Raw genomic sequence first — 26,200 nt, 5'->3', positions numbered from 1 at the left:
GCGGCGGGCTTCAGCTGCTCCACGGCAGCAGGAAGTTCCACATCGCCAGCAGGACGGCCAGCACGGTGTAGAGCAGGGCCGTAAAGGTGAAGGCCAGCTTGCGCAGGGTGGTCCAGCTGTCGACCCGGCGGCCGCCGCGCCAGACCACCGGCGCCATGACCAGGGTCACGGCGGTGAGGACGCTGGCCACCAGGGCGCAGGCCGAGGCGGTCACCAGCCAGCCGCTGGGCCAGCCGAAGAAGACCGCGGCCATGTCATTGGATTTACTGGCGAACGCGCCCACGCAACCCAGCGAGATCAGCCACAGCGCCGCCTGGGTGGTCTGCAACAGGTTGGCACGGGTCTGGGTCGGCGTTTGACGGGTCTCGCGTCGATCGCGGATGAACACGCCCGCCAGGGTGGCGATCGCCGCCAGGGCCGACAGAGACACGATCCAGATCAGCAATCCCGACCCGAGCGGGAAACGGACGCGCTCGAAGGCCGACAAACCGTTGGCCGGGTAGAAGCGTGTTGCGCGCCCGCCCTGGATTTCGAAGGCGACGATCCTGGGGCCGTCGGCGGATTTGAAGACGCCCGGCTTGTCGGTGGCGTTCCATAGGGTGGGCTTGCCGTCGACGAGAATGGCCAATTGGCCGTCTGGCGTCATCCGCACCCTGGCGGTGCGGATTAACCGACCGACAAAGGCCTCAAGTCCAAAATAGGCGCGGCGTGTGCTGAGATATTCGCCTTCATAGATCCTGGCCGTCTCTGTGCTGAGAGGCTGGATCACCGGCACCGCCGGCCGTGGCGAATAGAAGCGCTCAATGATGGCGGACGGCGCCACCCCGGGCAGGTCGGCGCCGGTGTCGGTGTTCTCGGCGATGAAGATCCCCAGGCCCAACTCGGGAACCAGGACCATGTTGGAGTGGAACCACAGGGTGTCGCCTTCGTGACCGAAGCCGCGCCGGCCGCCGGGCAGGGCGATGTCCTGGAAGCCGGCGTTCCAGCCCGCCGCATCCGGCGTGGGGCGATACATCGTCGTGCGGAAGGCCTGGGCGATACGCGGCGAATAGATGGTCTTGCCGTCCAGGGTTCCGTCGCCCAGCAGCAGCAGCATGTAGCGCGCCATGTCGGCCGCCGTCGAAGAGGCGCCGCCGGCCGGGGCGATCTGGCCGGTCAATTCGGGCAGTTGCTCGCGCCAGCCCAGCTGCGTCCAGCGGAAGCCGGCGGAGCGTTCTGCGGCGAGCGCGGGCGACATCGGCGCCGGCAGATCGTCGCGCCAGGGACGGGCGTCGCGGAACGTGGTGTGGGTCATGCCGGCCGGAAAGAGGATCTCCTCCGCCATCAACTGTTCGAATCGCTTGCCGGTGACGTTGGAGACCGCGGCGCCGGCCAGGGCCGCGCCATAGTTGGAATAGGCCGGCAGGGCTCCAGGCTCACGCACCCGCTTGGGCCGTTCCTGGCGCAGATATTCGTTCAGCGGCCGCACGCGGCGCCAGTCCTGTTCGAAAAGCTGGCCCATGGCCCGGTCCTCGAACCCGGCCGTGTGGGTCATCAGGTCGCGAAGTCGCACCGGCGCCTTGTCCTTGCCGCGCACCTGAAGCGGTTCGGGCAGATACAGATTGACCGGACCGTCCAGCCGCATGCGGCCGGACTCGATCTGGTTCATCAGGGCGATCCAGGTGAAGGTCTTGGAAATCGAGGCGATGCGGAACAGCGTCTTGTCGGGATCGACCGCGCGGCCGTCTGTCAGGCTGGCGACACCATAGCCTTTTTTCAGCACCACCTGGCCGTTCTGAACAACCGCGATCGTCGCGCCGGCGATGTGGTCCTCGGTCATGCTGCGACGGATCAGGCCGTCCACAAAGGCCTCCAGCTCACCGGCGGGCAGGGGGGCGACGCCGGCGACGCGAGCAGGCTGCGGGGTGTTGGTCGCGGCCGGAGGAGCAGCGGCTGGCGAGGCTGTGCGGGCTCGCGTGGCCGACAGGCGCGTCGGGCGACGCTTCAGGGTCCTGTAGGGGACGGGAGCATCCGGGAGCGCCTGAGCCGGCGCTGAGGTCTCGGCGGCCGGAGGCGAGGCCGTGTCCTGCGCCTGGGCGGAACCCATGGACGATAGCAAGGCGATCATGGTCGCCATCACGGCGACTCTGGACGAAAGGCGCGACGTCAAGGACCGACCCCTAGGACTGAACAGTGTTCTATCCGTGTTCTAGGGCGCTTCGTCCCGGGTTCAAAGGGCGGCGTGCACGATCAGCGTCTATTCCTGAGTGCGCCTCAGTGACGTTCATGAGCGGGCATGCAGAAGGGCAGGGCGCGGCGAAACCTGAGGCGCTCTGCGGCGCTATTTCCTGAACCGCGCGAAGGGCGTCGGAATGGCCGTACCGGAGGCCTTGGCCAGAAGCCGGCCCTCGCCGTCATACAGTTCGCCTTCGGTGAAGCAGACCGTCTTGCCCCACTTCACGACCCGGCCGACGCCCCGCAGGGCGCCGGGCAGGGCGGGGCGCAGGAAGCTGGTCTTCATCTCCAGGGTCGGGACCACGTGGGTCATGCCCGAGCTGATCATGCCGGCCACCGACATGCACTCATCCAGCATGGCGCAGACATAGCCGCCCTGGATCTGGCCCATCGGGTTGCACAGCAGATCGGCGCGCGCCTCGAAGCCGACCTCGACCTCGCGATCCGCCTGACGCACGGCCAGGAGTTGGAAGCCCAGGGTCCGCGAACCCGAGGGCGCGTTTTTTGAGGCGCGAAAGCGTTCGAGGATCGCCTCGTCGGTCAGAACCTGGGGCTCGTCCGCCGCGACCTCGCTCACCGGCTACTTCTTCCGGAACTGATCGAGAGAAATGATCTTGGGCGCGTCGTCATCGCCGCCGGTCTCGGCGGTGGTTTCGGGCTCGGGCTCGACGGTCGGTTCCGGCGGCACGATATCGGGCGCTTCGAACTGCAGGGCGAACTGCACCGAGGGATCATAGAATCGCGTCACGGCCGCATAGGGCACCGACAGGCGCTTGGGTTGGCCGCCGAACTTCAGGGTCACCGAGAAGAAGGTCTCGCCCGGCGCCAGGTCCCAGTACTGGTGCTGCAGGATGATCGTCATCTCGTCAGGGTACTTGCCCAGCAGATCCTGCGGGCCCGACACGCCCGGCGCCTGGGTCTTGAAGGTGATGTACAGATGATGCGGTTCAGGCAGGCCGCCGGGCGCCGCCGCCTTGCGAAGGGCCGCCTTCACGACGCCGCGCAGGGCGTCCTGGGCCATGGCCTCGTATTGCATAAGGTCTTCAGGCGGGTTGGTTGGGGCCATGCGGTCCGTCAAGAACTGGGAACTGAAACAAGATGCCCAGCCTAGCGCGTCACGGCCGTCCGGCAAAGGTGCGCAAACCTTCGGTTGACCTACAAATTTCGGCGACAAGGTTAAGAGACCGAAATCCGCTGGCGCGCTTTCCTTGTTCCTCTCCGCAAAGAGAGGAGGGAGCCTCGGCTGCCACGGTGGAAAGTGGAGGGATTCTGTTGGCAGGCTCCCCCATGCCTCCTCGCAAAAGAGAGGAGGGAGCCTCGGCTGCCACGGTGGAAAGTGGAGGGATTCTGTTGGCAGGCTCCCTCCGGGCCCCGCCTGAGGATCTGAACCCCCAGGACTTAAGTCACGAATTCACTAGAACCGCATTACGCGGCGATAGCGAACTCTTCAGCGAAGTTATCGTTCGCAGTTAGTTTAGCGGCCCGATACGGTGAGCCACGCCGAGAGAAAGCATTACACCTTTACACGTCTGTCGATGCTGATCGGCCCCATGCAGTCCCATGATAACTTGGGAGAGATTGGTGGAGCCGCCGGGAATCGCACCCGGGTCCAGTCCGCTTATTACGTGCGCGTTTATCCCCATAGTCCGGCCGAGACCGGACAGATCCAATATAGGGGCTTAGTGCGCGGGATGGAAGGCGCGTTGCGCCACAGGGCCGATGCTGAGGCGGCCATCGGCCAGAGTCCCCGTGGCGACCGCCCCGGAATCTTCGAACAGCTTCAGGGTTTCACCCGTCAGGACATAGACCCCGGTGAAGCGATTGAACGGCTTGTCGCGTGTTTCGACAAAGCGCCCGTCCGGGCGGAGTTCAAGGCAGATACAGCCGTCTGGCGAGGTCCAGACGCCGGAAACGGGCATGTGCCGAACTATGGCGGAAACGATCATGGGGCAATCCTCCAGGACGAAGGGGTAGGGGCGAAAGCCGGAGCGGGAAGCAGGGCTGTAGCGGCGGTCAGCACGGCCGCGCCGCCCAGCAGGACGGCGACGAACCATCGCGGAGCCGCAGCGCCGCGTGGGGGCGTGTAGCGTCTCATCATGGACTCAGATTTTGGGAGCTGCCGCGTCGAGGAGCGGAACGGGCTCACTATGCCGGGCGGGCGCGTCCAGTTGGTAGACAGATGCTCCGACTTGATTGCACGATCCTGCAGAACCGATCAGCGTCGCGTGACGGAGGATCGTGCAAGGCTTATGAATAGCCTCATGCAGACAACGGAATTTCCATGAGCACGCGCGAGGCGCTCGCCGCCCTGATTGAACGATTCGCGCCGAACGAGGGTGCGCACGAGACCTGTTGCGGACCCCGGGTGGGGCTTTACCGCGTCAGCCAACCGAGCGAACCCGTCCATGCGGTGCATGAACCGGCCTTTTGCGTCCTGGCCCAGGGACGCAAGCGGGTGCTGGTGGGCGACGCCGTGCACCACTATGACGACCACAATTTTTTCCTGGCCTCGGTGGATGTCCCGGTGGTCGGGCAGGTGATCGAGGCCTCGCCCGAGGCGCCCTATCTGAGCTTCCGCATCACGCTGGACCCCAACATGATCAGCGAGATGATCATGGAGACCGGCATGGCCGGGCGGCTGGATGCGTCCGCGCCGCTGGTGGGCGGCATGTCGGCCGGCGCCATGACGCCGGACCTGTTCGACGCCGTCTGCCGCATGGTGAGGCTGATGGAAGCCCCCGAACACGCCGCCGTGCTGGCGCCGTTGATCGAGCGCGAGATCCTCTATCGGCTGTTGACCGGAGAGCAGGGGCCTCGCCTGGCCCAGATCGCGCGCGCCGATGGCCGGTTGCGCCAGATCAACCGCGCGATCGGCTGGATCAAGCGCAACTTCTCCCAGCCGTTCAGCATCGAGGACGTGGCCGCCGAGGCCAGGATGAGCGCCTCGGCCCTGCATCAGCATTTCAAGGCGGTGACCGCCTTATCGCCCCTGCAGTACCAGAAGCAGCTTCGGCTGCAGGAAGCGCGGCGACTGATCCTGGTTCAGCATCTGGACTGCGCCACGGCGGGGCACACGGTGGGCTATGACAGTCCTTCCCAGTTCAGCCGCGAATATGCCCGGCTGTTCGGCGCGCCGCCGCTGAGGGACGCCGCGCGGCTGCGCGAGCTTCCCGATATGGTGCTGGAAACCTAAAGCATCGTGCGGAAAAGTGGACGCCGGCTTTCCGCAAAAACGATGCGAAAACAAAAACCTGGAGCAAGGTGCGTGAGTCCGATTTCACGCGCCTTGCTCCAGGCTCGGACGGCGCCGCGAGCGGCCGGCCTGCGGCTCAGGGCGTCGGGCGCGGGTTGACCGGATCGGGCGGGGCGTCGCCGGCTTCATCGTCCGGCGGCGCCGGCACGGCGGGCGGCTGGGGCCGGGCGTTGGCGGCGGGCTTCAAGGCGCCGCCAGAGGCGATCAGGTCGTCATGGGCGGCCTTCTGCGGCGAGAAGTCCGCGCCTCGGGGAAACAGCGCGTCGAAGCGGGCGTCGCGCCCGACCGCCGCGCCCAGCGCCAGGGACAGGGCTTGCGCGATTGAGCCCACCTCCGCGTCGTCACAGGCCCGCCGCAGATGCCGGGCCTGCCCCGCGACCACAAGGGTGACGTCCCAGGCCACGCCGTCCAGGCACACCGGCGACACTGAACCGTCGCCATAGTCGATGGTCACGTCCCGGGGGGCGCTCCACAGGGCCGCTCCGCTCAGGGCTCTGAGCGGGGGGATCTGGTCGGAGGGCAGCTCGGCGTTGATATCGACCCGCCGCTCGATCTCCGGCGCGCAGCAGCCCAGGCCGGCGCGGGCCTGGACGAAGGCGCGACCGTCGCGCCGCATCGTCACCCGGATCACCGCCTGGCGAACGCCGCGCGCCGGCCGCGCCCAGACTTCGAGGATCATCTCACCGCGCCGCACCAGCTGGTTCTGCAGCGGCTGCAGGCCCCACAGGCGATAGAGCAGGGGATCGACGCCGTTTGCGATCGGGATGGGCTCTTCATGCCGACCCAGGCGACGGCCATAGAGCGGATCGACGTCAGGCGAGGGCTTCGGCGAGTCGGCTGACCACCAGGCGGCCGGATCTGGGGCGGGCGGCGGCAGGTCGGGCGCTAGCGGCTGTGGCGCCTGCTGGGCGGCGAGGACCAGGCCCGCGATCAATCCAGCCAGGCCCATCGTCACATCTCCGCCCCTGGGCCGCTACATCCCTTCGAAGCCGCGCTCGATGGACAGCACGCCGGTGCGCGACAGTTCCACAAGACCCAGCGGGCGCATCAGATCCAGGAACTTGTCGATCTTGGACGGCGCGCCCGAGATCTCGAACACGAAGCTTTCCAGGGTGGTGTCGACCGGCTTGGCGCGGAAGATGTCGGCGATGCGCAGGGCCTCGACCCGATCGGCGCCCGAGCCGCGCACCTTGATCAGGGCCAGTTCGCGCTCGACACCATTGGGGTCGCGGGTCACGTCGTGCACCCGGCGAACGCTGACCACCTTGTGAAGCTGGGCTTCGATCTGGTCCAGGGTCTGGCGCGTGCCGCGCGTCACCACGGTGATGCGGCTGGTATGGGCGTTGTGGTCGGTCTCGGCGACCGTGAGGCTCTCGATATTGTAGCCGCGCGCGGCGAACAGCCCGACCACGCGGTGCAGCACGCCCGGTTCGTTGTCGACCAGCAGGGCGAAGGTCGCCGTCTGCTCGGCCTGGGCGGCGGCGGGCATGTCATAGGCGGAACCGGAGGCGGAGGGGGCGTTGGTCATCAGGGCGCTCTGTTCTATGTGCTCTTGTTGTTTTGGTTTGCCGCCACGGCGACGCGACAAGGAAGGTAGCGCATCCCATTCGCCTCTCATCATCGCCTCTTTCTTGGCTCGGGACCAACCCTTGATGCGACGTTCCGCGGTGATGGCGTCGGTGATGAACTGAAAAGCTTCACACCAGACAAGCTCCACCGGTAGGCGGCAGGAGGTATAGTTCCCTCCGCGACCATCCTGGTGTTGGGCGATACGCGTCTCGACGTCTGCACCGCGATGAGACCCAACATAGTAAGAGCCATCGCGACATCTCAGCATGTACACCCAGGCGCTGTGGAGATCGTACATCGGCCCTGCGTCCTTCGAGGCTCGCCGGGGCGAGCACCTCAGGATGAGGAAATTTGTACGGGTCCCGAAAGCAGAAAAACGCCGCTTCTACTTTTTACCTCATCCTGAGGCGCCCTCCGCAGGAGGGCCTCGAAGGACGCACCGCCTTTTAGACCAGCCCCGCGCCGGCCTCGCCGATGACGTTGCCGATATCCTCGACGTCGCCCATGATCATCTCGTTGTGGGCCTTGCCCGAGGGGATCATCGGCAGGCAGTTCTCGTGCTTCTCGACGCGGCAGTCGAACACCACGACCTTGTCGCTGTTGATCATCTCCAGGATCTTGCCGTCCAGCTCGGCCGGGTCGCTGCAGCGGATGCCGACGGCGCCATAGGCCTCGGCCAGCTTCACGAAGTCAGGCAGGCTGTCGGAATAGGAGTGGCTGTAGCGCTCGCCGTGCAGCAGTTGCTGCCACTGGCGGACCATGCCCATCCATTCGTTGTTGAGGATGAAGATCTTGACCGGCAGGTTGAACTGGATGGCCGTCGACAGCTCCTGAATGCACATCTGGATCGAGGCTTCGCCGGCGATGTCGATGACCAGCGAACCGGGATGGGCCAGTTGCACGCCGATGGCGGCGGGCAGGCCGTAGCCCATCGTGCCCAGGCCGCCGGAGGTCATCCAGCGATTGGGTTCCTCGAAGCGATAGAACTGCGCGGCCCACATCTGGTGCTGGCCGACCTCGGTGGTGATGTAGCTGTCGCGATCCTTGGTCAGGGCGTACAGGCGCTCGATGGCGTACTGCGGCTTGATGGTGGTGTCAGAGCCCCGATAGTTCAGGCACTGACGCGCCCGCCAAGTGTCGATCTGGGCCCACCAGTCGCTCAGGGCGGCCTTGTTGGGCTGATGGCCGGCGGCTTTCCAGGCGGCGATCAGGTCTTCCAGGATGCTGGCGGCGTCGCCGATGATCGGCAGGTCGACGCGGACATTCTTGTTGATCGACGAGGCGTCGATATCGATGTGGATCTTCTTGCTGCCGGGCGAGAAGGCGTCCAGCCGACCGGTGACGCGGTCATCGAAGCGGGCGCCGACGCAGATCATCACGTCGCAATCGTGCATGGCGTTGTTGGCTTCGAAGGTGCCGTGCATGCCCAGCATGCCCAGCCAGGCGGGATCCGCCGCCGGGAAGGCGCCCAGGCCCATCAGGGTCGAGGTGACCGGCGCGCCGGTCATCGCCTGGAATTCGCGCAGCAGTGCGCTGGCCTTGGGGCCGGCGTTGATGACGCCGCCGCCGGTGTAGAAGATCGGCCGGCGCGCGCCGGCGATCAGCCTGGCGGCCTCTGCGATACGGCCCTGCTCGCCCTTGGTCTTGGGGCTGTAGGCGTGGGTCGAGCTGACTTCCGTCGGGCCGTAATATTCGCCCTGGGCGAACTGGACGTCCTTGGGGATGTCGATCAGCACGGGGCCCGGACGCCCTGTGGTGGCGATCTTGAAGGCCTCATGGATGATCTGCGGCAGGTCGCGGACGTCTTTGACCAGATAGTTGTGCTTGGTGCACGAGCGGGTCATGCCGACCGTGTCGGCTTCCTGGAAGGCGTCGGTGCCGATCAGGTGGGTGGGGACCTGGCCGGTGATGACGACCATCGGGATGGAGTCCATCAGGGCGTCCATGATGCCGGTGATGGCGTTGGTCGCGCCGGGGCCCGAAGTGACCAGGACGACGCCGGGCTTGCCCGAGCTGCGCGCATAGCCTTCGGCCGCGTGGGTCGCGCCCTGTTCATGGCGAACCAGGATGTGCTGCAGGCGCGGCTCATGGAACAGCGCGTCATAGATCGGCAGGACGGCGCCGCCCGGATAGCCGAACAGCACCTCGACGCCCTGGTCCACAAGGCCGCGAACCACGATCTCGGCGCCGGTCATGGCGCGGGAGGTGTCGGCGGCGGCGGGAGCCTGGCTCTCGATGGTCTGGTGGGCGGTCATGGGACGGGTCCGATGGGGAAGGCTGGAAGGGGAAAGTTGAAAAGAAAAAAGGCCCCGAAGGACCTTTTTGCGCGCGCGACCGAACTACGACGTGACTTCGAGGTCACATCGCGGACGGCCGCTCCATAAGTACGATCATGGTTTTGCGCACGAGTTTTGCTCCAAAGCTACGGAAAGGGTCATGCCATGCGCAATGGGGAGCGTCAAGGCGGGTTTTAAGGCAAGGATGTGCCCTGCGGTCCCGTTTCAGCTTTCGAGCGTGTCGAGCAGCAGCTTTAACGCGGCCCGGGCGAAGGCCTGCATGTTGGCCGGCCGGTCATCGCTGCCGGTTTCCAGGGTGGCGCTGACCGAGGCCTCTTCGCCCACCACGGCCATGCAGCAGTGGCCGGGCAGGTCGCCATAGCGGTTGCCGTCGGGTCCGGCCGCGCCGGTCTCGGAAAGACCCCAGGTCGCTTTCAGATTCTTGCGCGCCACGCGGGCCAGCATCACGGCATAGGGCTCGCTGGCCGAGCGCAGACCGTCCATGGCCTTCTGCGGGATGTCCATCAGGGTCAGGCGCGCCCGGGCCGTATAGACGACCGCCCCGCCGACATAGAATTTCGAAGCGCCGGGCACGGCCAGCAGGGCCGCCGAGATCAGGCCGCCGGCCGAGGACTCGGCGATGGCGAGGGTTTCGCCGCGCTCGGTCAGCCGCTGGGCGACCCGTTCGGCCAGGGCGTTGAGGTCGGACATGGGATTTTCCTTACGAATTTGGATCCGTCCCCGAAACCCGCGCCCAGTCGGGCGTCTGGTTCCTGAACCAGGTCAGTTGGCGCTTGGCGTAGCGACGGGTTTCCTGTCGCGCGGCGTCCAGGGCCTGGTCCAGGCTGACCTCGCCGCGCAGATGGGCGGCCAGTTGCGGATAGCCCAGGGCCTTGAGGGCGGGCAGGGCGGGGCTCAGTTTGCGGGCTTCCATCGCCGCCACCTCGTCCAGGGCCCCATGCTCGACCATGATCGCGAGGCGGGCGTCGCAGCGGGCGTAAAGATCGGCCCGCGGGATGTCGAGCACCCGGCCCGTCCAGCTGTCCGGCGCCAGGGCGGGACGGGTGTCCTTCTGCCAGGCGGTCAGGGAACGGCCCGTGGCGATGGCGACGGCATGGGCGCGAACCAGGCGCTGGCGGTCGCCGATCTCGATCCGCTCCGCCGCCTCGGGATCGAGTTCACTGAGCAGGTCGCGAAATTCGGGTTCGCCCTTGGCGGCGTAGAGCAGGCCCGAGATCTCGCGCTGGGTCTCCGAAACCGCCGGCACATCGGCCAGGCCATGGGTCAGGGCGCGGAAATAGAGGCCGGTGCCGCCCACCACGATGGCCCGCTTGCCGCGATGATCGATGTCGCGCAGCGCCGCCATCGCCGCTTCCAGCCACTTGGCCACCGACCAGCTTTGCGCAGCGTCCACCGCGCCGAACAGATGGTGCGGAACGGCGGCCATCTCGTCCGGCGAAGGTCCGGCGGTCAGCACCCGCAGGCCGGCATAGATCTGCATGGAGTCGGCGTTGACGATCTCGGCCCCGGTCTCGCGGGCCAGCTTCAGGGCGAAGGCCGACTTGCCGCTGGCGGTGGGGCCGGCGATCAGGGTGACGGGCGAAACGGTCATGCGCGGACCCTTGGTCGACAAAGGCCGCAGGTCAAGTCAGGCCGCGCCCCATCGTGGCGACAAAGGCGGCGACGACGCCGATCGCGGCGGGTGTCGCCAGATCCTCGGTTCGGTTCGCGGCCATAAGGTCCTTCCGGATTGCCTTGAGCTTGGCCTTAGCATCAATCCCGGCCGAGGGAAGGTTGATCTGGACGGCGCGCCGGTCTACGCCCCGCGCCATGGTCCAGATTGTCGTCTTCGTGAGCCCTGACGCCAGCGCCCTGGCGCGCGCCGTCGCCTTGTTTGGTCGCGGCGCGGGCGAGGTTCTGGGCCCCGACGCGGTCGAGATCGCGGTCGAAGGTGAGGCGGCTGCGCTGGATGCGGCCGCCAAGACGGCGACCGATGGCCTGCCGGTCGACTTCGCGGTGACTTCGGCCGAGAACCGCAGGAAGCGGTTGCTGATCGCCGACATGGACTCCACGATCATCAATGTCGAATGCCTGGACGAGCTGGCCGACTTCGCCGGCGTCAAGGCCAGGGTCTCGGAGATCACCGAGCGGGCCATGCGCGGCGAGCTGGCCTTCGAAGGGGCCCTGCGTGAGCGGGTCGGCATGCTGACGGGCCTGTCGGTTGACGCCCTGCAAACCTGCTATGACGAGCGCGTGCGGCTCAATCCCGGCGCCAAGACCCTGGTTGAGACCATGGCGGCCCATGGCGCGCGCTGCGCCCTGGTGTCGGGCGGTTTCACCTTCTTCACCGGCCGCGTGGCGGCGGCGGCGGGCTTTCACCTCAACCGCGCCAACACCCTGATCGAGGCGGACGGCAAGCTGACCGGTCAGGTCGGCGATCCGATCCTGGGCAAGGAGGCCAAGCTGGCCGCCCTGCGCGAAGAGACGGCCGCCCTGGGCCTGACGCCGGCCGACGCCCTGGCGGTCGGTGACGGCGCCAATGATCTGGCGATGATCGAGGTCGCCGGCCTGGGCGTCGCCTATCGCGCCAAGCCGATCGTGGCGGCCCAGGCTCACGCCAAGGTCGACCACGCCGACCTCACCGCCTTGCTCTACTTCCAGGGCTACAAGGCTTCGGAGTTCGTCTCGTGAGCTTTCCGCGCCGCGTCGAGGCGGTGGTCTTCGACATGGACGGCCTGCTGCTGGACACCGAGATCGTCTATCGCGCGGCCATGATCGAGGCGGGCGCGACCTTCGGTATCGGCTTCACTGGCGAGGTCTATGCCTCGATGGTCGGCAAGACCAATCCCGAGTGCGGGGTGATGCTGCGCGGCCTGTATGGCGAGACCTTTCCGGTCCAGGCCTATTTCGAACGGGTCTGGAACGATGTCGAGGATCTGCTCGAGGCTGAAACCAGGCTGAAGACCGGCGTGATCGAGATCCTCGACTATCTGGACGACATCGGCCTGCCGCGCGCCATCGCCACCTCGAACGGCTTCGGCGCGGTCGAGAAGTATCTGGGTCGGTTTGGTCTGCTGCCCCGCTTCAATGCGGTGGTCGCTCATGCCGACGTCACGCGCCACAAGCCGCATCCGGATCCCTATCTGGAAGCCGCGCGTCGCATCAGTATCGATCCCGCCGTGTGCCTGGCGCTTGAGGACTCCCACCCCGGCGTCCGCGCCGCCCATGCCGCAGGCATGATGACGGTGATGGTGCCCGACATTCTCGATCCGACCGAGGAAATGCACGACAAGTGCGTCCACATCGCCGACAGCCTGCACGTGGTGCTGGACCTGTTGAAGGCGTCAGTTTGAGCGTTGCTGCCGCTCGATAGTGTGGAGGAGCTGTCACAATCCTCCGCTCTCCCCGGCCTTCGCCGGGAAGAGCGGGTGTTTGAGGGCTTACGCTATTGGCCGCCCGGAACCGTGTCGGCATAGCGCGGCCAGTTCGTCACCAGTTCCTCGACCACCACGCCGCCGACCTTGAAGGCCGCGTCCAGCGAGGATTGCAGGGCCGGAACGCCCGTATGCTCGCCCAGCAGATTGGCCGCCGCGTCGCCGCCGGGCGGTGGGGTCGTGTAGTTGCTGGCGGTGCGCAGCACCAGAACGCGCTTGGGATCGGCGCGGCCGATGCGGCCCAGGGCGTCGAGGGCGGCCACAACTCCGGTGTCTTCCATGCCGGTCATCACGAAGCCGTCCTGACCGCCGGTCCAGTAATTGGACCAGGCCTCGAAATGCTGGTTGAGGATCGCGCCGTGCCAGAAGGCCTGGCCGCTGACCTCGTCGCCCTTCAGCACCATGGGCGGGGTCTGGGCCTTGGGCAGACCGACATAGGGCGCGCGCATCGCCTGCAGCGCGACATTGTCGGGGATGGCCGCGTCGCGCGTCAGGTCGAAGGCCCAGTCGCGCAGGCCGGTGTTCAGCGGGAACAGGTTTGAATTGGGCAGGGCGGGGGCAGGGGTTTCGTAGGGCGCCTTGCGCTCGAACGGGATCTGGCCGGTCGTCCAGCCCTTGGGCGTCTCGCGCGGGTCGATGGCGTAGCCGAAGTCGCTGTCGATCACCGCGCCGATCCAGGCGGCCGAACCCACCGAGCCCTTGTCGGGATTGACCCCGGCGATGGCCGCCACCAGCCAGTAGGCCTTGGAGAGGTCAAAGCGCGGGTCCAGGCCCAGGGCCAGGGTCGAGATCGCCGCGCGGCTGGTGCCCATGCCGGTCGACAGCAGCAGGGTCTTGCGGGCCGGATCATAGCGGAGGTTGCGGAAGCCGGCCTTGAAGGGCAGCGTCTCGGGCATGGTCTGGGCCCAGGCCTGGAATTCGCCGGCCTTGTCGCCGGTGTCCTCGCCGATCTCGAAAGCGGTGACCACCACGACCCGCACCTCCAGCGGCGCAGCGAGGGCGGGGGCGGCTGTCAGGCACGCAACCAGCAGACAGGCGAGAGCCGTGAAACGACGCATGGGCTTCCTTGGCAAGAACAGGGGCTGCGAGAGAATCCCGCAGCCCCCGCGTCTTACTAGCCCTGCGGGCCCTTCTGGAAGTACTTGAAGAAGGCGCTGTCGGGCGAAAGCACCAGGGTGGCGTCGCCTTGGCCAAGAGACGCCTCATAAGCCTGCATCGAGCGATAGAACGCCGCGAAGCTGGGATCACGTCCAAAGCTTGAAGCGTAGAGCTCCGAGCGTTGCGCGTCGCCTTCGCCGCGGATCTTTTCGCCTTCTTCGGTGGCCGTGGCGATGATCTCGCGCTTGCGCTGCTCGCCGATGGCCCGGATCTCGGCGGCTTCCTGCTGGCGGGCGGTTTGCATGCGCTCGAACACCGCTTTCTGGTTGGCCTCGGGCAGGTCGGCGCGCTTGATGCGCACGTCGATGATCTCGACCCCGAGGTCGGACGCCTTGGCCTGTTGCGCCACCTCGTTACGGATCTGGGCCATGACCTGGGCGCGCTTCTGGGCGATGACCTCCTTGGACGTCGCGCGGCCGATGGTCTGGCGCAGCGCGGCGTTGACGATCGAATCGAGACGATCGGCGGCCACGCCTTCATCCCCCAGGGTGCGATAGAACTGCCGGGGATCGGTGATCCGGTAACGGACGAAGGCGTCGACCACCAGGCGTTCCTGGTCGGCGGCGATCACCTCTTCCCGGGCGGCGTTGAGTTCGATGTTACGATTGTCGAACTTGACCACGCGGTCGAGGAACGGCGCCTTCAGGTGCAGGCCCGGCGTGCGGACCACCCGGATCGGATCGCCGAAGCGGACAACCAGGGCCTGCTGGCGTTGCTCGACCTGATAGACGGTCATGCCCATCAGCACGAGAACGGCGCCGGCGGCGACGCCGATGGCGGTCAGACGGTTTTGAGGACGGCTCATTGGGCGGCTCCGTCGACGGGCTTGATCACGGTGGCGGTCTTGGGTCTGAATGCGTCGGGCGGCAGGATCACCGGGGCGCTGGCGCCCTTGCTGTCGATGATGACCTTGTTCGAATTGGAGAGCACCCGCTGCATGGTCTCGATGTAGAGACGTTCGCGGGTGACGGCGGGGGCCAGCTTGTACTGGTCATAGACCTGGTTGAAGCGTGCGGCTTCACCGGCCGCGCCGCGCACGACCTGGGCGTTATAGCCCTTGGCCTGCTGGACGATCTGGGCGCCCTGGCCGCGCGCGATATTGGCGGCGGACTGGGCGTTCTGGCTGGCGCGCTGGACGTCGCGGAAGGCGTCGATGACCGGCGGCGGCGGGGTTGCGGTCTGGATCTGCACGCTTTCGACAAAGACCCCGGCGTCATAACGGTCGAGGATTTGCTGGATCAGCACCTTGGCCGATTCCTGCACCTGGCCGCGGCCTGTGGTCAGGATCGGCGTCAGGGCGGTCTTGCCGACCACTTCGCGCATGGCGCTTTCGCCGATCGCCCGGATCACGGTGTCGGGATCGCGGACATTGAACAGATATTTGGGCGCGCTGGAGATGCGCCACTGCACCTTGAAGCTGAGATCGACGATGTTCTCGTCGCTGGTCAGCATCAGACGCTCATCGCTGCCCTGAGCGTCGTCGCCGCCGCCGATGTCGGTCGTCTGGATGGCCGTGACGGACACCTTTTCGACGGACTCGATCGGGAAGGGCAGGTGATAGCGCAGGCCGGGCGCCGCGGTGCGTGAAAACGCGCCGAAGGTGGTGACCACGCCCTGTTGCTTGGGCTGGATCATGTAGATGCCCGTCAGGCCCCACAACACGATGAGGCCGGCGGCGGTCGCGGCGATGGCGCGCGGGCGTTCAGGCCCCTGGAAATTGCGACGCAGCCGTTCGGTGAGGTCTTCCAAGATCTGATTCAGGTCGACTGGACCTTGCGGACCACCCATGGGGCGGCGCGGACCAGGATTGGGGCGATCGGACTTGTCCTTATCGCCGCCAGACGGCGGAGAACCCCAGGGACCAGGGCCGGCATTGTCATTCCAAGGCATGAGCGGTGTTGTCTTCCCGTCGGCTTATTTTGATCGGGGTTGTAAAACATCCCCCGCACGCGGATATGAGGTCGCCCGCTTAGTGAGACAAGACTTGCACGTGACCGCCGCTGCTTCCACCCCCCTCGACGACGCCCGTTCTGCGCTGGATCGCATCCTGGATCCAGTCAGCGGCCAGGGGCTGGTCGCGGCTGGCCTGGTTCAGGGTCTGGTCGTGCGCAACGGCCGCGCCGGCTTCATGCTGGAGGTTCCCGCAGCGCAGGCCGCCGCCTACGGGCCGGTGCGCGAAGCCGCCGAGAAGGCCCTGGCCGCCCTGCCGGGGGTCGAGATCGCTCAGGTGGTGCTGACCGCACAGGCCGTCGAAGGCGCAACCCGGGTGCGCAAGGGCGCCAGGGTCAGCGAGGATCCGCAGGCCCGCATGGTCCCGCCGCCGGAAGCCGAAAAGCCCGCCCATGTGAAACACGTGATCGCGGTGGCCTCCGGCAAGGGCGGCGTGGGCAAGTCCACGGTCGCCACCAATCTGGCCTGCGCGTTCCAGGCCATGGGTCTGAAGGTTGGTCTGCTGGACGCCGACATCTACGGCCCGTCGGGCCCCAGAATGATGGGCGTTGACGGTGAGCCCGCGTTTGAGGACGGGAAACTTCAGCCCCTGGAGGCCCACGGGATCAAGATCATGTCGATCGGCTTCCTGGTCGATGAGGGCAAGGCGATGATCTGGCGCGGGCCGATGGCCTCGTCGGCGGTGCGCCAGATGATCCATGACGTCGCTTGGGGCTCGGACGCCGCGCCTCTGGACGTGCTGGTTGTCGATCTGCCGCCGGGCACCGGCGACGTTCAGCTCACCCTCGTGCAGAAACTGCGCATCGACGGCGCGGTGCTGGTGACCACACCGCAGGAGATCGCCCTGATCGACGCCCGCCGCGCGGCGGTGATGTTCGGCAAGACCGCGACCCCGATCCTGGGGCTGATCGAGAACATGGCCTTCTTCGCCGATCCCGCCACCGGCGCTCCGATCCCGATCTTCGGCGCTGGCGGCGGCGTGGCCGAGGCCAAGGTGCTGGGTGTGCCGGTGCTGGCTCAGGTGCCGATCGAACTGGCGGTCCGCGAAGGCGGCGACGGCGGGGTTCCGGTGGTGCTGGGCGCGCCGGACAGCGCGGCGGCCAAGGCCTTTGTCGAGGCGGCCAGCGCCCTTTGGAAGACCGTCGCGCCCTGATGGGTCAGCCAGCCTCCTGAACTCAAGAAAAAGCCGCCCGGATCGCTCCGGGCGGCTTTTCTAGTTCAAGCTTACGTCAACTCTAGAAGCTGTAGCGTGCGCCGGCCGACAGCACGATGCCCGAGCCTGTGGCGGCGGCTTGGAGCGAGGTCGTCGTAGCGGCGGCGGTGCCCGCATAGGCGACGTCGGTGCGGTCGATCTTGCTGCTGGCGAAGTCGATATAGGTCGCCGCGACGTCCAGGTTCAGGTTCGGCTTGGCCGCCCAGGTGGCGCCGGTCGAGTACATCATGCGATCGCCGTCCGGCACGCGGGCGGTGCGGCCGACGTCCGGGGTCGGGGTCGGGTCTTTCTGCACGCCGGCGCGCAGAGTCAGGCGCGGGCTGTACTGGTAGTCCACGCCAACGGACACCGTGGTGACGTCCTTGTAGTTTTGTTCGATCACCGACGTGCCCGCTGCGCGGGTGACGCGGATGGCGTCAAATTCGCTCCAGCCGATCCGGCTGACCGAAGCGTTCAGGGTGGTCTTGGGCATCACGGTCCAGCGACCGCCGACGGTGGCGATCCAGGGCGTGGTGATGTTGGCCTCGCCGTCGAACGAGCCATTGCTGGCCGCCAGCAGGCTGGCCAGGCCCGAGACGTCAATCTTGCCCTTCAGGTTGTGCTCGATCTTGGAGCGATAGCTGGCGCCGAAGGTCAGGTTCGAGGTCGGGTGATATTGCGCGCCCGCGCTCCAGCCATAGTCCCAACCATCGCCGGTCAGCGCCTGGCGGCCGGTGTCGGCCAGCAGCGGGGAGATCTGCGGCAGGGCGTTGGTCAGGTTGGCGTCCATATATTGGGCGCTGACGCCGACGCCCAGGTCGAGCTTGTCGTTCAGGCGATAGGCGACCGTGCCTTGAATATCCACCGAGTTCAGGCGCGACTTCAGCGCGTCATATCGCGCGACGCTGTTGGAGCCGTACTTGGTGGTGAAATTGTAGGGCGCGGCGGTCGAGAGACCCACGACGATCTTGTCGTTCAGGCGCCAGGCGCCGCCCAGATTGGGCACCAAGCCGCTGAGCAGCGGATTGCTGGCGCGGTCGTCGCCGCTGATCGCGGTGGTGGCCTGGCCAGGCCGGGTGATGGTCGAGCCGTTGTTGTTGGCTTGCGACGAGATCACGATGCTGTGCAGGCCGCCATAGACTTCGGCGTGCTCGACGCCGGCGATCGCGGCGGGGTTCCACCACAGGCTGGCGACGCCGGTGTCGGCGACTTCGCCGGAATAGGCCCGGCCCGTGCCGCGCACCGATTGTTCCTGGATATAGAAGGCCGAAGCCGAGGCCTGGGTGGCGGCGATGAGAACGCCGAAGGCCACGCCAGCGGCGAGGCTGTTACGCGAAATAGACATGGGACTGACGAGACCTTCTTGGGGAGGAGAAGACCGCCAAGCGCCTTACGGCGCTTGAGGAGCGCCGCGTTTAACGTACTGTGTCAGAAACCGTTGCTATTTTTTCGCGGAATGATGAATTTTGTTCGAGCGGTCAAAGAAACGGGGCCGTGAGGCCCCGCTTCAATCGCTGTTATGTCAGTAATGGCGAGAATGTGGCTACGCGAGTGTCACTTTCATACCAGAACTATCTTTAACCGCCCGACATCTTGCGGAAGAACTTCTGACCCTGCTCGCCGCCATTGAAATAAGCTTTCTGGCCTGCTTCGTCGGTGATCTGGCTCCAGTGGTCGCGCACCCCTTCGGCCGAGAGATCGCCGTCGCTGAGATAGACGCCTTCGGTCTCATAGATCCGCGACAGGGCGAAGGCGCCGGCGCCGGCGGTCAGGATCGCGCCGGTGGGGGCTTCGTCTGACGCCAGATAGACGACGCCTGGCGTCACGGCCTCGGGCGCCAGCTTGGCCAGCACTTCAGGCGGCATCAGGCCCTCGGTCATGCGGGTGGCCGCGACAGGGCTGATGGCGTTGATGTGGACGTTGTTCTTCTGGCCTTCCAGCTTGAGCGTATTCATCAGGCCCAGCACCGCCATCTTGGCCGCGCCATAGTTGGACTGGCCAAAGTTGCCGTACATGCCCGACGACGAGGTGGTGACGACGATGCGGCCGTAGTTCTGGGCCTTCATGATGTCCCACACCGCCTTGATCGGCTTGAAGGTGCCCCAGACGTGGACCTGCATGACCGCCTCGAAGTCGGCCAGTTCCATCTTGGTCAGGGTCTTGTCGCGCAGGATGCCGGCGTTGGCGATCAGGATGTCGATGCGGCCCCACGCATCCATGGTGGTCTTGACCATGGCCGCGACGCCGGCGTCGTCGGTCACCGAGGCGCCATGGGCGATGGCTTCGCCGCCGGCCGCCTTGATCTCCTCGACGACCTTCATCGCCGCGTCGGACGAGCCGCCCGAGCCGTCGACGCTGCCGCCCAGGTCATTGACCACCACCTTGGCGCCGCGACGGGCCAGTTCCAGGGCGTGCTGTCGGCCAAGGCCGCCGCCCGCGCCGGTCACGATCGCCACCTTGCCGTCAAAACGGATGTCCGACATGCCTTAGTCTCCCTCAAACGCGTGTTTGGTTTGGCGCGTTTGTGCGGCGCGGGAGGGGAGGCGTCAAGGGTGGCTGTTCTGATCCCTCTCCCCTCGCGGGAGAGGGTGGCCCCGGCGGAGCCGGGGTCGGGTGAGGGGTCACACCGGTCATGCCGAGCAACCCCTCATCCGGTCCTGCGGACCACCTTCTCCCGCAAGGGGAGAAGGGTCTTTCTACTACTTCTTGCTCATCCCGCCGCCCACCGGCTGCGCCGGCTTGTCGCGCTTCAAGCCGGCCTTCTGGCCGGGCTTCATGAACTTGACCAGCACGCGCTGGCCGACCAGCAGCGGGGCGCCGTCGGCGCTGACCACCACCTCGACCACGCGCTCGTCGCTGCGCTGGCTGGGATCGTCGGAGGCCAGCTTGCGGGCCCCGAACACGGCGGCTCGGCGCAGGACCTTGCCCAGGAACACCTTGTCGGGATCGCTTTCCGGGGTGATCTCGACTTCCTGACCGGTTTTGACATTGGGGATGTCGGCCTCGACGATCTCGGCGCGGACGATGCGCTGGGTGTCGGGCTCAAGGTCGAACATCGAGGTGACGTTCAGGGTCGAGGCGCCGGCGCCGGGATTGGCGTAGCGACGGGCGATACGGCCATTGGCCGGCGCGCGGATCACCGTCAGCTCCTGCTGGTACTTCGATTGGTCGAGCTGGGCGGTCGCCACGCTGATGGCGGCGCGCTGGGCTCCGATATTGGCTTCGGCCTGAGAGATCTGGTCGCGCGCGCCGTCAAGCTTCTGACCGGCCACGAAATTGGACGGCGCCAGGCCCTGCAGACGCTTGTACTCGCGCTGGGCGGTGCGCTGCTGCACCTGATACAGCGCCAGCTGGGCCTTGGCCGAGGCCAGGTTGGCCGAGGCGGTCTGGGCGGCCAGGCGCGGCTCGTCGTCTTCCTGCTTGGCCAGCGGCTGGCCGGCGACGACAACGTCGCCTTCCTGCACGAACACTTCGCGGACGATGCCCTGCCGGCGCGCGGCCACCTGGATGACGCCGCCTTCGACGTCAGCCTTGCCGTTGGCGATGGCCGCGTAGGGGGAGGGCTCTTCCTGAGCCGCGGCCACCTCGAGCTTCTTCTTCTTCTCGGCGGCCTGGCCCTTCATATAGAAGAAGCCGCCGCCGCCGACGGCGAGCACGACGATGATGATCCAGAACATCGGGCGGCGCAGAAAGCCGAACATGTAAATTCCCCCAGAAATCAGTGGCTGAGCGACGCGGGGTTGGCGTCGGGCGTTCTACGCACGTCGTCCAGGATCCGGCCGTCTTCGATGTGGATGACGCGGTCGGCATAAGCCTCCAGCCGCGGGTCGTGGGTCACGCAGATCACCGCCGCGCCGCGCTCGGTGGCGGCGGCGCGCAGCAGCTTGATCACCGTTTCACCGCTCTTGCCGTCGAGGGCCGAGGTCGGTTCGTCGGCGAAGATCAGGTTGGGGTTCTTGGCCAGGGCGCGGGCGATGGCGACGCGCTGCTTCTCTCCGCCGGACAGTTCAGACGGGCGCTGGTTGACGCGCGGGCCAAGTCCCACTGACTCCAGGGCCGCCTGGGCGCGGCGCGAGGCCTCGCCCGGACCGATGTCCTGGTACTTCAGGACGGTCATCACCTGCTGCTTGGCCGTGAGGGCCGGGAACAGGTTGAAGCCCTGGAAGATGAAGCCGCAGTGATCCAGGCGGAACTTGTCGATCTTGCCGCTGGACAGCGACCAGAGGTCCTTGGCTTCCAGGGCCGAGACCTTGCCTTCGTCAGGCTTCAGCAGGCCCGAAAGGGCGGCCACCAGGGTCGACTTGCCCGAACCCGAGGGACCCATGACCATGGTCACGTCGCCGTGCTTGGCGTCGAAGTCCACGCCCTTGAGCACCTCGATGAAGGTGCGGCCGGTCTTGAACCGCTTGACGATGCCGTGGGCGGACAGGGCGCTCTCGCCGCGTTTGTGGCTGTGATCGTTGCTCATCGCAGCAGGTCCGCAGGTTGGCTGTTCTTCAGGATGCCCAGCGACAGGAAGCCGGAGAGCATGGCGATGACCACCAGGAAGACGGCGACGATGACGATCAGGCTGGGCGGGAAATACATCGGCACGCCGCCGGCGCTGGCCAGCAGGGTGACCAGCCAGGTCAGCAGGCCGGCGGCGCCGACCCCGACGATGCCGACCCAGAAGCTGAGCTCCATGACGATGTTGCGCAGGTCGCCCATCGACACGCCCAGGGCGCGCAGGGAGGCGAACTCCTTGATATTGGCCATGATCGCGCCGCGCAGGGTCTGCCAGGTGATGGCCACGCCGATCAGCAGGCCCAGAAAGGCCGAGAAGCCCAGCATGATGCCGATGATCTGGTCGTCCAGCATGGCGCTGGAATTGGCGTCGGCCAGTTCCTGGCGGGTCCAGGCGCGGAACTTGCCGTCGGCCTTCTTGTTGAGCTGGGCGGCGACGACCTCGGCCCGGGCCGGGTCGCGGATCTGCACCATCAGCGGACCCACACGCTGGCCGGTGTCGGCCTCGCCCAGCATCCGCAGGGTGTCGCGCGACATCACCAGGGTGGGCTGGATGATGTTGGGATAGCCGGTGGTGACCACGGCGATATTGATGGTCTTGCCGTTATAGATGGCCTTGTCGCCCTTCTTGACGCCCAGGCGCTTCAGCGCGGTCTGGTCGACGGCCACGGCATAGGGACGACGCAGGGCCTCGACCATCGGCTGGGTGTAGTCGGTGGGCACGGTGACATAGCCGGGGATGGCGTCGATCACCGTGACATTGACGAACTCGGTCTTGCGTCCGCCGCCGCCGGCGCCCTTGCCGCCCGTCTTGGCGCGGGCCTCCATCTTGGCCTGCTCCTCGGGTGTCAGGATGTTCTGGAAGCGACCGCCAGACCCGTCGAGCGGCGCGACCTGGGTCACTTCGGGGTGGCTGTAAACCAGGGGGATCATGCGGCGGGGCAGGCCCGAGGGGCCGCCGAACAGCGCCTTGGCGCCGGGACCCAGCACCATGATGTCAGCGCGGGCCCGGTCGATCTGGGCGGTGAAGCCCTTGCCGATGCCGACGAACATGCCGACCTGGGCCAGCACCAGCAGGCCCGAGAACGCCAGGGCGACAACGGCCGCCATATATCGACGCCACTCGTACAACAAGGTGGCCAAGGCCAGCGACATGCGAACTACGCTCCCCCAATTCAGAGTTGCAGCAATAACGGTGATCGCGAAACGGCCAAGTTAAATCGGGGTAAGGCTTTTTCAGGGGGCGATCTGATCGCCGGCCGCTTGGGTCATGAGCGGGTCTTGCCGTCTCCGCGGCCTTGGAAGCAGCCTGAAGCGCCCAGGATCGCCGCCGGCGAAGGCTGGGGCTTCGTTCAGGCCTTCGAAGCATTTCCAAACTGCAACATACTGAAACTTGGAATGTTTTTCGCTCCCCTTGCACCGTGTCGGATCCTCCGGCGCAGGCGCTCTGGTCATTCGGTCAAAGCGCAGAAACGAGAAAGGAGAGTTCGATGACCGTCTCCAGTGTCGGTTCCTCTAGCCTAACCCAGCAACTGCAACAGCTTCAGCAGTCGCTGTTCAAGACCGCCGACGCCGATAGCGATGGCTCGCTGTCGCTCAGCGAGTTCCAGTCCATTGGGCAGAATGTGCAGGGGGGCGGCAAAAGCTCCACCGCTTCGGCCTTGACGGGGTCCAGCAACGGGGCCGCCAATTTCAGCGGTGACACACTGCGCTCCTTGATGTCGGTGCAGATGCTGGGCTCGGACTCCGGTTCGATCCTGACCAGCGGCGACAGCAACAGCGACGGGCTGTTGTCGGCCGACGAGATCGCTTCGGCGCTGTCGGCCAACGCCCCGGCCGGCGCCGAGGGCCTCGGGCTGGAAGACCAGATGGCCAGCGACATGATCTCGGCCCTCGACACCGACAGCGACGGCTCCTTGTCGTCCGACGAGATCACCAGCGGGCTGACGGCCGCGCAAACCGCGCAGTCGGCGATGCAGGGCATGCGCGGTCCGCCGCCGGGTCCTCCGCCGTCGGGCGGCGAGGGGGGCGCGTCGTCCTCGGCCAGCGCGACGGGTTCCAGCGGTGTGTTCGAGGCGCTCGACACCAATCAGGACGGCACGGTCTCGGCCTCCGAACTGGCGGCCGCCGACACCGACTCGACGGATGCCGCCTCGGCCGCCGCCGATCTGATCTCGGCCAGCGACTCGGACGGCGACGGCGCGCTTTCGGGCTCGGAGTTCGCCGACATGCTGGACGCCGCCAAAACGTCCTCGACGTCCACGGACAGCGCCTCGACCCTGTCCAGCGTGCTCTCCAGCTCCACCCTGGCTTCGGACCTGATGAGCAAGCTTCTGGCGCAACTCGACAGCGCCCTGGCGTCCAGGTCGAGCTCCGGCTCGACCGTCAGCGCGACGGCCTAGGCCACAGGCGTCATCCCGGTGGCCCCGGCTGGCCGGGCGCCGGGATGACGCGGTCCAGGGTGGTAAGCGCCGCCTTACAACCCGGCAAAGCGCCATTCCTTCGGGCCGCGCCGCGCAAGGCGCTTGCCTAGAGGCGTAAACTTGGTGTCAATCTCGCCACTTGGCCGACGTCGCGGGGGCGTCACCTAGTTCAAAGGTTCTTCCGTCTTGATCTTTCTTCCCGAGAACGTTCAGGCCCTGGCGGGTCTGGCGCTCACCCTCGGCCTTTGCTGGCTGGTTTCCGAAAATCGCAAGCGTTTCCCCTGGGTGCTGGCCCTCGGGGCGATCATCGTCCAGGTCGGTCTGGTGCTACTGCTGTTCGGACTGCCCCAGGCCCAGGCGATGATGCGCGGCGTCAACGGCGCGGTCGAAGGGCTCGCCTCGTCGTCCCAGGCCGGCACCGCCTTCGTGTTCGGCTTCCTGGCCGGCGGCGATCAGGCCTTTAACGCCGCCAATCCCGGCGCGGCCTTCGTCTTCGCCTTCCGGGTGATGCCGGTGATCCTGGTGGTCTGCGCCCTGTCGGCGCTGCTGTGGCACTGGGGGATCCTGAAGCTGGCGGCGCGGGGCTTCGGCTTCGTCTTCCAGAAGACCCTGGGCCTGCGCGGCCCGCCCGCCCTGGCCACCGCCGCCACCATCTTCATGGGCCAGATCGAAGGCCCGATCTTCATCCGCGCCTATCTCGACAAGCTCTCGCGTTCGGAGCTGTTCATGCTGATCGCGGTCGGCATGGCCTGCGTCAGCGGCTCGACCATGGTCGCCTACGCCACCATCCTGGCCGACGTCCTGCCCAACGCCGCCGCCCACGTCCTGACCGCCTCGATCATCTCGGCCCCGGCCGGCGTGCTGCTGGCGCGGATCATCGTGCCGGCCGACCCGATGGAGAAGGGCGCTGATCTGGATCTGGCGACCGAGGACAAGACCTATGGCAGCGCCATCGACGCGGTGATGAAGGGCACGACCGACGGTCTGCAGATCGCCCTGAACGTCGGCGCGACCCTGATCGTCTTTGTCGCCCTGGCCACCATGGTCGACAAGATCCTGGGCGTCATGCCGATGGTCGGCGGCCAGCCGCTGAGCATCGCCCGCGGCCTGGGCGTGGTCTTCGCGCCCCTGGCCTGGTCGATGGGCATTCCCTGGAAGGAAGCCGGCACCGCCGGCGGCCTGCTGGGGGTCAAGCTGATCCTCACCGAGTTCACGGCCTTCATCCAGCTGTCCAAGACCGGCGTGACCCTGCTGGACGAGCGCACGCGGATGATCATGACCTACGCCCTGTGCGGCTTCGCCAATGTCGGTTCGGTCGGCATGAACGTGGCCGGCTTCAGTGTGCTGGTGCCTCACCGCCGCCAGGAAGTTCTGAGCCTGGTCTGGAAGGCGATGATGGCGGGTTTCCTCGCCACCTGCCTGACCGGCTCGCTGATCGGCCTGATGCCGAGGGCGCTGTTCGGGCTCTAAGCTCGGGCCTTTCCTTCCGCTGCGAAAACCCATCATCCTCCCGGTCAAAAGCCGGGAGGATTTTCGTATGAAGCTCTATGACAGCCGCCGCGCCCCCAATCCGCGTCGCGTGCGCTGGTTCATGGCCGAGAAGGGGATCGAGGATATCGAGATCGTCGATATCGACATCTTCGGCGGCCAGCATCGCACCCCCGACTACCTCGCCAAGGCCGGCCTGCCCAATGTGCCGGCGCTGGAGATCGACGGGGCCACCACGATCACCGAGTCGGTGGCCATCTGCCGCTATCTGGAAAGCGTCTATCCCGAGCCGAACCTGTTCGGCCGCGATCCGCTGGAAACCGCGGTCATCGAGATGTGGACCCGACGGGCCGAGATGCTGCTGTCGACGCCGCTGATGATGGCCGTGCGCCACGCCCATCCGGCCCTGGCCGCCATCGAGACCCAGGTCCCCGAGATCGCCGACACCAACCGCAAGGCCGCGGAACGGGCGCTGAAGGTGTTTGATCGCCGCCTGGCCGAGAGCGAATTCATCGCGGCCGATCGCGTGACGATCGCCGACATCCTGGCCGTTACCGGCATCGACTTCGCCCGGATGGTCAAGTTCCGGCCCGCTGCGGAGCTGGAGAATGTGGGACGCTGGCTGACGGCGATGATGGACCGGCCGGCGGCCAAGGCGGGGGTGTAGCGACCACTTGCCCCCTCCGCGCCTTCGGCGCTCTTCCCCCGGAGGGGGAAGATGAAGGTCGGCGCGTTTCATC

General features: G+C 66.7%; 25 protein-coding genes, 1 other RNA gene and 1 pseudogene. 7 read left to right on the top strand and 20 right to left on the bottom strand.

Features of this window, described 5'->3' with window-relative positions; translation table 11 throughout:
* Positions 1–10 precede the first annotated feature (10 nt).
* The 5 genes from ACW18B_RS17485 to ACW18B_RS17465 form a co-directional block, all read right to left on the bottom strand.
* The gene (locus ACW18B_RS17485; RefSeq protein WP_492048285.1) at positions 11–2,116 is read right to left on the bottom strand and encodes a serine hydrolase domain-containing protein; all 2,106 of its coding nucleotides are present in this window, start codon (positions 2,114–2,116) and stop codon (positions 11–13) included.
* Between the two features lie 204 nt (positions 2,117–2,320).
* Entirely contained in the window at positions 2,321–2,791 is a 471-nt protein-coding gene (locus tag ACW18B_RS17480; protein WP_492048284.1) for a PaaI family thioesterase, read from the bottom strand.
* 3 nt (positions 2,792–2,794) lie between these two features.
* A complete protein-coding gene (locus tag ACW18B_RS17475; protein WP_492048283.1) occupies positions 2,795–3,280 on the bottom strand; it encodes an SspB family protein in 486 nt (161 codons plus the stop codon).
* Between the two features lie 269 nt (positions 3,281–3,549).
* Positions 3,550–3,915, bottom strand: a transfer-messenger RNA (tmRNA) gene (gene ssrA / locus ACW18B_RS17470).
* On the bottom strand, positions 3,894–4,160 hold the full coding sequence (locus ACW18B_RS17465; RefSeq protein ID WP_492048282.1) for an Atu4866 domain-containing protein: 267 nt from the start codon (positions 4,158–4,160) through the stop codon (positions 3,894–3,896). Before ACW18B_RS17465 ends, ssrA begins: the two co-directional genes overlap by 22 nt.
* Positions 4,161–4,495: 335 nt before the next feature.
* Here ACW18B_RS17465 and ACW18B_RS17460 point away from each other — a divergent pair, with 335 nt between their 5' ends.
* Entirely contained in the window at positions 4,496–5,407 is a 912-nt protein-coding gene (locus tag ACW18B_RS17460) for an AraC family transcriptional regulator (RefSeq protein ID WP_492048281.1), read from the top strand.
* A gap of 136 nt (positions 5,408–5,543) precedes the next feature.
* On the opposite strand, the gene ACW18B_RS17455 is transcribed toward ACW18B_RS17460, so the two are convergent.
* From ACW18B_RS17455 to miaA, 7 genes and pseudogenes are all read right to left on the bottom strand, one after another.
* Positions 5,544–6,416: a hypothetical protein gene (locus ACW18B_RS17455; RefSeq protein WP_492048280.1), complete on the bottom strand. Its 873-nt coding sequence runs from the start codon at positions 6,414–6,416 to the stop codon at positions 5,544–5,546.
* A gap of 24 nt (positions 6,417–6,440) precedes the next feature.
* Positions 6,441–6,995, bottom strand: coding sequence for an acetolactate synthase small subunit (gene ilvN, locus ACW18B_RS17450; protein WP_492051768.1), 555 nt, complete (start codon positions 6,993–6,995; stop codon positions 6,441–6,443).
* A 111-nt stretch (positions 6,996–7,106) separates the two neighbouring features.
* A pseudogene (locus tag ACW18B_RS17445) lies at positions 7,107–7,304 on the bottom strand (GIY-YIG nuclease family protein); the annotation flags it as partial.
* 178 nt (positions 7,305–7,482) lie between these two features.
* Positions 7,483–9,291 carry an acetolactate synthase 3 large subunit gene (locus ACW18B_RS17440; protein ID WP_492048279.1) on the bottom strand — a complete coding sequence of 603 codons (1,809 nt, stop codon included), beginning with the start codon at positions 9,289–9,291 and terminating at the stop codon, positions 7,483–7,485.
* A 103-nt stretch (positions 9,292–9,394) separates the two neighbouring features.
* Positions 9,395–9,442, bottom strand: coding sequence for a hypothetical protein (locus ACW18B_RS17435; protein ID WP_492051766.1), 48 nt, complete (start codon positions 9,440–9,442; stop codon positions 9,395–9,397).
* 95 nt (positions 9,443–9,537) lie between these two features.
* A complete protein-coding gene (locus ACW18B_RS17430) occupies positions 9,538–10,023 on the bottom strand; it encodes a CinA family protein (protein WP_492048278.1) in 486 nt (161 codons plus the stop codon).
* Positions 10,024–10,033: 10 nt separating this feature from the next.
* Positions 10,034–10,924, bottom strand: coding sequence for a tRNA (adenosine(37)-N6)-dimethylallyltransferase MiaA (gene miaA / locus ACW18B_RS17425; RefSeq protein ID WP_492048277.1), 891 nt, complete (start codon positions 10,922–10,924; stop codon positions 10,034–10,036).
* Positions 10,925–11,142: 218 nt separating this feature from the next.
* On the opposite strand from miaA, the gene serB reads away from it, so the two are divergent.
* Together serB and ACW18B_RS17415 are read left to right on the top strand one after the other, a co-directional pair.
* Positions 11,143–12,003: a phosphoserine phosphatase SerB gene (gene serB / locus ACW18B_RS17420; protein WP_492048276.1), complete on the top strand. Its 861-nt coding sequence runs from the start codon at positions 11,143–11,145 to the stop codon at positions 12,001–12,003.
* On the top strand, positions 12,000–12,665 hold the full coding sequence (locus tag ACW18B_RS17415) for an HAD family hydrolase (protein WP_492048275.1): 666 nt from the start codon (positions 12,000–12,002) through the stop codon (positions 12,663–12,665). The genes serB and ACW18B_RS17415 overlap by 4 nt, the downstream gene beginning before the upstream one ends.
* 92 nt (positions 12,666–12,757) lie before the next feature.
* On the opposite strand, the gene ACW18B_RS17410 is transcribed toward ACW18B_RS17415, so the two are convergent.
* Genes ACW18B_RS17410 through hflK form a run of 3 tightly spaced genes read right to left on the bottom strand, consistent with a single transcriptional unit; the run spans position 12,758 to position 15,653 of the window.
* A complete protein-coding gene (locus tag ACW18B_RS17410; RefSeq protein ID WP_492048274.1) occupies positions 12,758–13,804 on the bottom strand; it encodes a purine nucleoside permease in 1,047 nt (348 codons plus the stop codon).
* A 56-nt stretch (positions 13,805–13,860) separates the two neighbouring features.
* Positions 13,861–14,709 carry a protease modulator HflC gene (hflC, locus tag ACW18B_RS17405; RefSeq protein WP_492048273.1) on the bottom strand — a complete coding sequence of 283 codons (849 nt, stop codon included), beginning with the start codon at positions 14,707–14,709 and terminating at the stop codon, positions 13,861–13,863.
* Positions 14,706–15,653, bottom strand: coding sequence for an FtsH protease activity modulator HflK (gene hflK / locus ACW18B_RS17400; RefSeq protein WP_492048272.1), 948 nt, complete (start codon positions 15,651–15,653; stop codon positions 14,706–14,708). Before hflK ends, hflC begins: the two co-directional genes overlap by 4 nt.
* Positions 15,654–15,894: 241 nt before the next feature.
* Between hflK and ACW18B_RS17395 the strand changes: the two genes are divergently transcribed.
* The gene (locus ACW18B_RS17395; protein WP_492048271.1) at positions 15,895–17,007 is read left to right on the top strand and encodes an Mrp/NBP35 family ATP-binding protein; all 1,113 of its coding nucleotides are present in this window, start codon (positions 15,895–15,897) and stop codon (positions 17,005–17,007) included.
* Positions 17,008–17,089: 82 nt separating this feature from the next.
* Here ACW18B_RS17395 and ACW18B_RS17390 read toward each other — a convergent pair whose 3' ends face one another.
* The 5 genes from ACW18B_RS17390 to ACW18B_RS17370 form a co-directional block, all read right to left on the bottom strand.
* Entirely contained in the window at positions 17,090–18,391 is a 1,302-nt protein-coding gene (locus ACW18B_RS17390) for an OmpP1/FadL family transporter (RefSeq protein ID WP_492048270.1), read from the bottom strand.
* A gap of 232 nt (positions 18,392–18,623) precedes the next feature.
* Positions 18,624–19,529 carry an SDR family NAD(P)-dependent oxidoreductase gene (locus ACW18B_RS17385; protein WP_492048269.1) on the bottom strand — a complete coding sequence of 302 codons (906 nt, stop codon included), beginning with the start codon at positions 19,527–19,529 and terminating at the stop codon, positions 18,624–18,626.
* A 216-nt stretch (positions 19,530–19,745) separates the two neighbouring features.
* A complete protein-coding gene (locus tag ACW18B_RS17380) occupies positions 19,746–20,747 on the bottom strand; it encodes an HlyD family secretion protein (protein ID WP_492048268.1) in 1,002 nt (333 codons plus the stop codon).
* 17 nt (positions 20,748–20,764) lie between these two features.
* On the bottom strand, positions 20,765–21,514 hold the full coding sequence (locus ACW18B_RS17375) for an ABC transporter ATP-binding protein (protein ID WP_492048267.1): 750 nt from the start codon (positions 21,512–21,514) through the stop codon (positions 20,765–20,767).
* On the bottom strand, positions 21,511–22,704 hold the full coding sequence (locus ACW18B_RS17370) for an ABC transporter permease (protein WP_492048266.1): 1,194 nt from the start codon (positions 22,702–22,704) through the stop codon (positions 21,511–21,513). Before ACW18B_RS17370 ends, ACW18B_RS17375 begins: the two co-directional genes overlap by 4 nt.
* A 335-nt stretch (positions 22,705–23,039) precedes the next feature.
* On the opposite strand from ACW18B_RS17370, the gene ACW18B_RS17365 reads away from it, so the two are divergent.
* From ACW18B_RS17365 to ACW18B_RS17355, 3 genes are all read left to right on the top strand, one after another.
* A complete protein-coding gene (locus ACW18B_RS17365; protein WP_492048265.1) occupies positions 23,040–23,951 on the top strand; it encodes an EF-hand domain-containing protein in 912 nt (303 codons plus the stop codon).
* Positions 23,952–24,161: 210 nt separating this feature from the next.
* Entirely contained in the window at positions 24,162–25,442 is a 1,281-nt protein-coding gene (locus ACW18B_RS17360; RefSeq protein ID WP_492051764.1) for a NupC/NupG family nucleoside CNT transporter, read from the top strand.
* 67 nt (positions 25,443–25,509) lie between these two features.
* Positions 25,510–26,127, top strand: coding sequence for a glutathione S-transferase family protein (locus ACW18B_RS17355; protein ID WP_492048264.1), 618 nt, complete (start codon positions 25,510–25,512; stop codon positions 26,125–26,127).
* Positions 26,128–26,200 lie beyond the last annotated feature (73 nt).

The sequence above is a fragment of the Caulobacter sp. FV2ps19 genome (assembly GCF_058681035.1).
The sequence above is the reverse complement of the archived record's forward strand: the minus strand, read 5'-3'. Positions and strand labels throughout refer to the sequence as shown.

Bases quoted from the DNA above. Each gene is read 5' to 3' on its own strand.
- serB (WP_492048276.1), top strand. From the start codon at position 11,143: ATGGTCCAGATTGTCGTCTTCGTGAGCCCTGACGCCAGCGCCCTGGCG.
- ACW18B_RS17410 (WP_492048274.1), bottom strand. From the start codon at position 13,804: ATGCGTCGTTTCACGGCTCTCGCCTGTCTGCTGGTTGCGTGCCTGACA.
- ACW18B_RS17365 (WP_492048265.1), top strand. From the start codon at position 23,040: ATGACCGTCTCCAGTGTCGGTTCCTCTAGCCTAACCCAGCAACTGCAA.
- ACW18B_RS17375 (WP_492048267.1), bottom strand. From the start codon at position 21,514: ATGAGCAACGATCACAGCCACAAACGCGGCGAGAGCGCCCTGTCCGCC.
- ACW18B_RS17485 (WP_492048285.1), bottom strand. From the start codon at position 2,116: ATGGCGACCATGATCGCCTTGCTATCGTCCATGGGTTCCGCCCAGGCG.
- ACW18B_RS17390 (WP_492048270.1), bottom strand. From the start codon at position 18,391: ATGTCTATTTCGCGTAACAGCCTCGCCGCTGGCGTGGCCTTCGGCGTT.
- hflC (WP_492048273.1), bottom strand. From the start codon at position 14,709: ATGAGCCGTCCTCAAAACCGTCTGACCGCCATCGGCGTCGCCGCCGGC.
- ACW18B_RS17430 (WP_492048278.1), bottom strand. From the start codon at position 10,023: ATGTCCGACCTCAACGCCCTGGCCGAACGGGTCGCCCAGCGGCTGACC.
- ACW18B_RS17475 (WP_492048283.1), bottom strand. From the start codon at position 3,280: ATGGCCCCAACCAACCCGCCTGAAGACCTTATGCAATACGAGGCCATG.
- ACW18B_RS17455 (WP_492048280.1), bottom strand. From the start codon at position 6,416: ATGGGCCTGGCTGGATTGATCGCGGGCCTGGTCCTCGCCGCCCAGCAG.
- ACW18B_RS17370 (WP_492048266.1), bottom strand. From the start codon at position 22,704: ATGTCGCTGGCCTTGGCCACCTTGTTGTACGAGTGGCGTCGATATATG.
- ACW18B_RS17460 (WP_492048281.1), top strand. From the start codon at position 4,496: ATGAGCACGCGCGAGGCGCTCGCCGCCCTGATTGAACGATTCGCGCCG.
- ACW18B_RS17440 (WP_492048279.1), bottom strand. From the start codon at position 9,291: ATGACCGCCCACCAGACCATCGAGAGCCAGGCTCCCGCCGCCGCCGAC.
- ACW18B_RS17355 (WP_492048264.1), top strand. From the start codon at position 25,510: ATGAAGCTCTATGACAGCCGCCGCGCCCCCAATCCGCGTCGCGTGCGC.
- ACW18B_RS17385 (WP_492048269.1), bottom strand. From the start codon at position 19,529: ATGTCGGACATCCGTTTTGACGGCAAGGTGGCGATCGTGACCGGCGCG.
- ilvN (WP_492051768.1), bottom strand. From the start codon at position 6,995: ATGACCAACGCCCCCTCCGCCTCCGGTTCCGCCTATGACATGCCCGCC.
- ACW18B_RS17380 (WP_492048268.1), bottom strand. From the start codon at position 20,747: ATGTTCGGCTTTCTGCGCCGCCCGATGTTCTGGATCATCATCGTCGTG.
- miaA (WP_492048277.1), bottom strand. From the start codon at position 10,924: ATGACCGTTTCGCCCGTCACCCTGATCGCCGGCCCCACCGCCAGCGGC.
- ACW18B_RS17465 (WP_492048282.1), bottom strand. From the start codon at position 4,160: ATGATCGTTTCCGCCATAGTTCGGCACATGCCCGTTTCCGGCGTCTGG.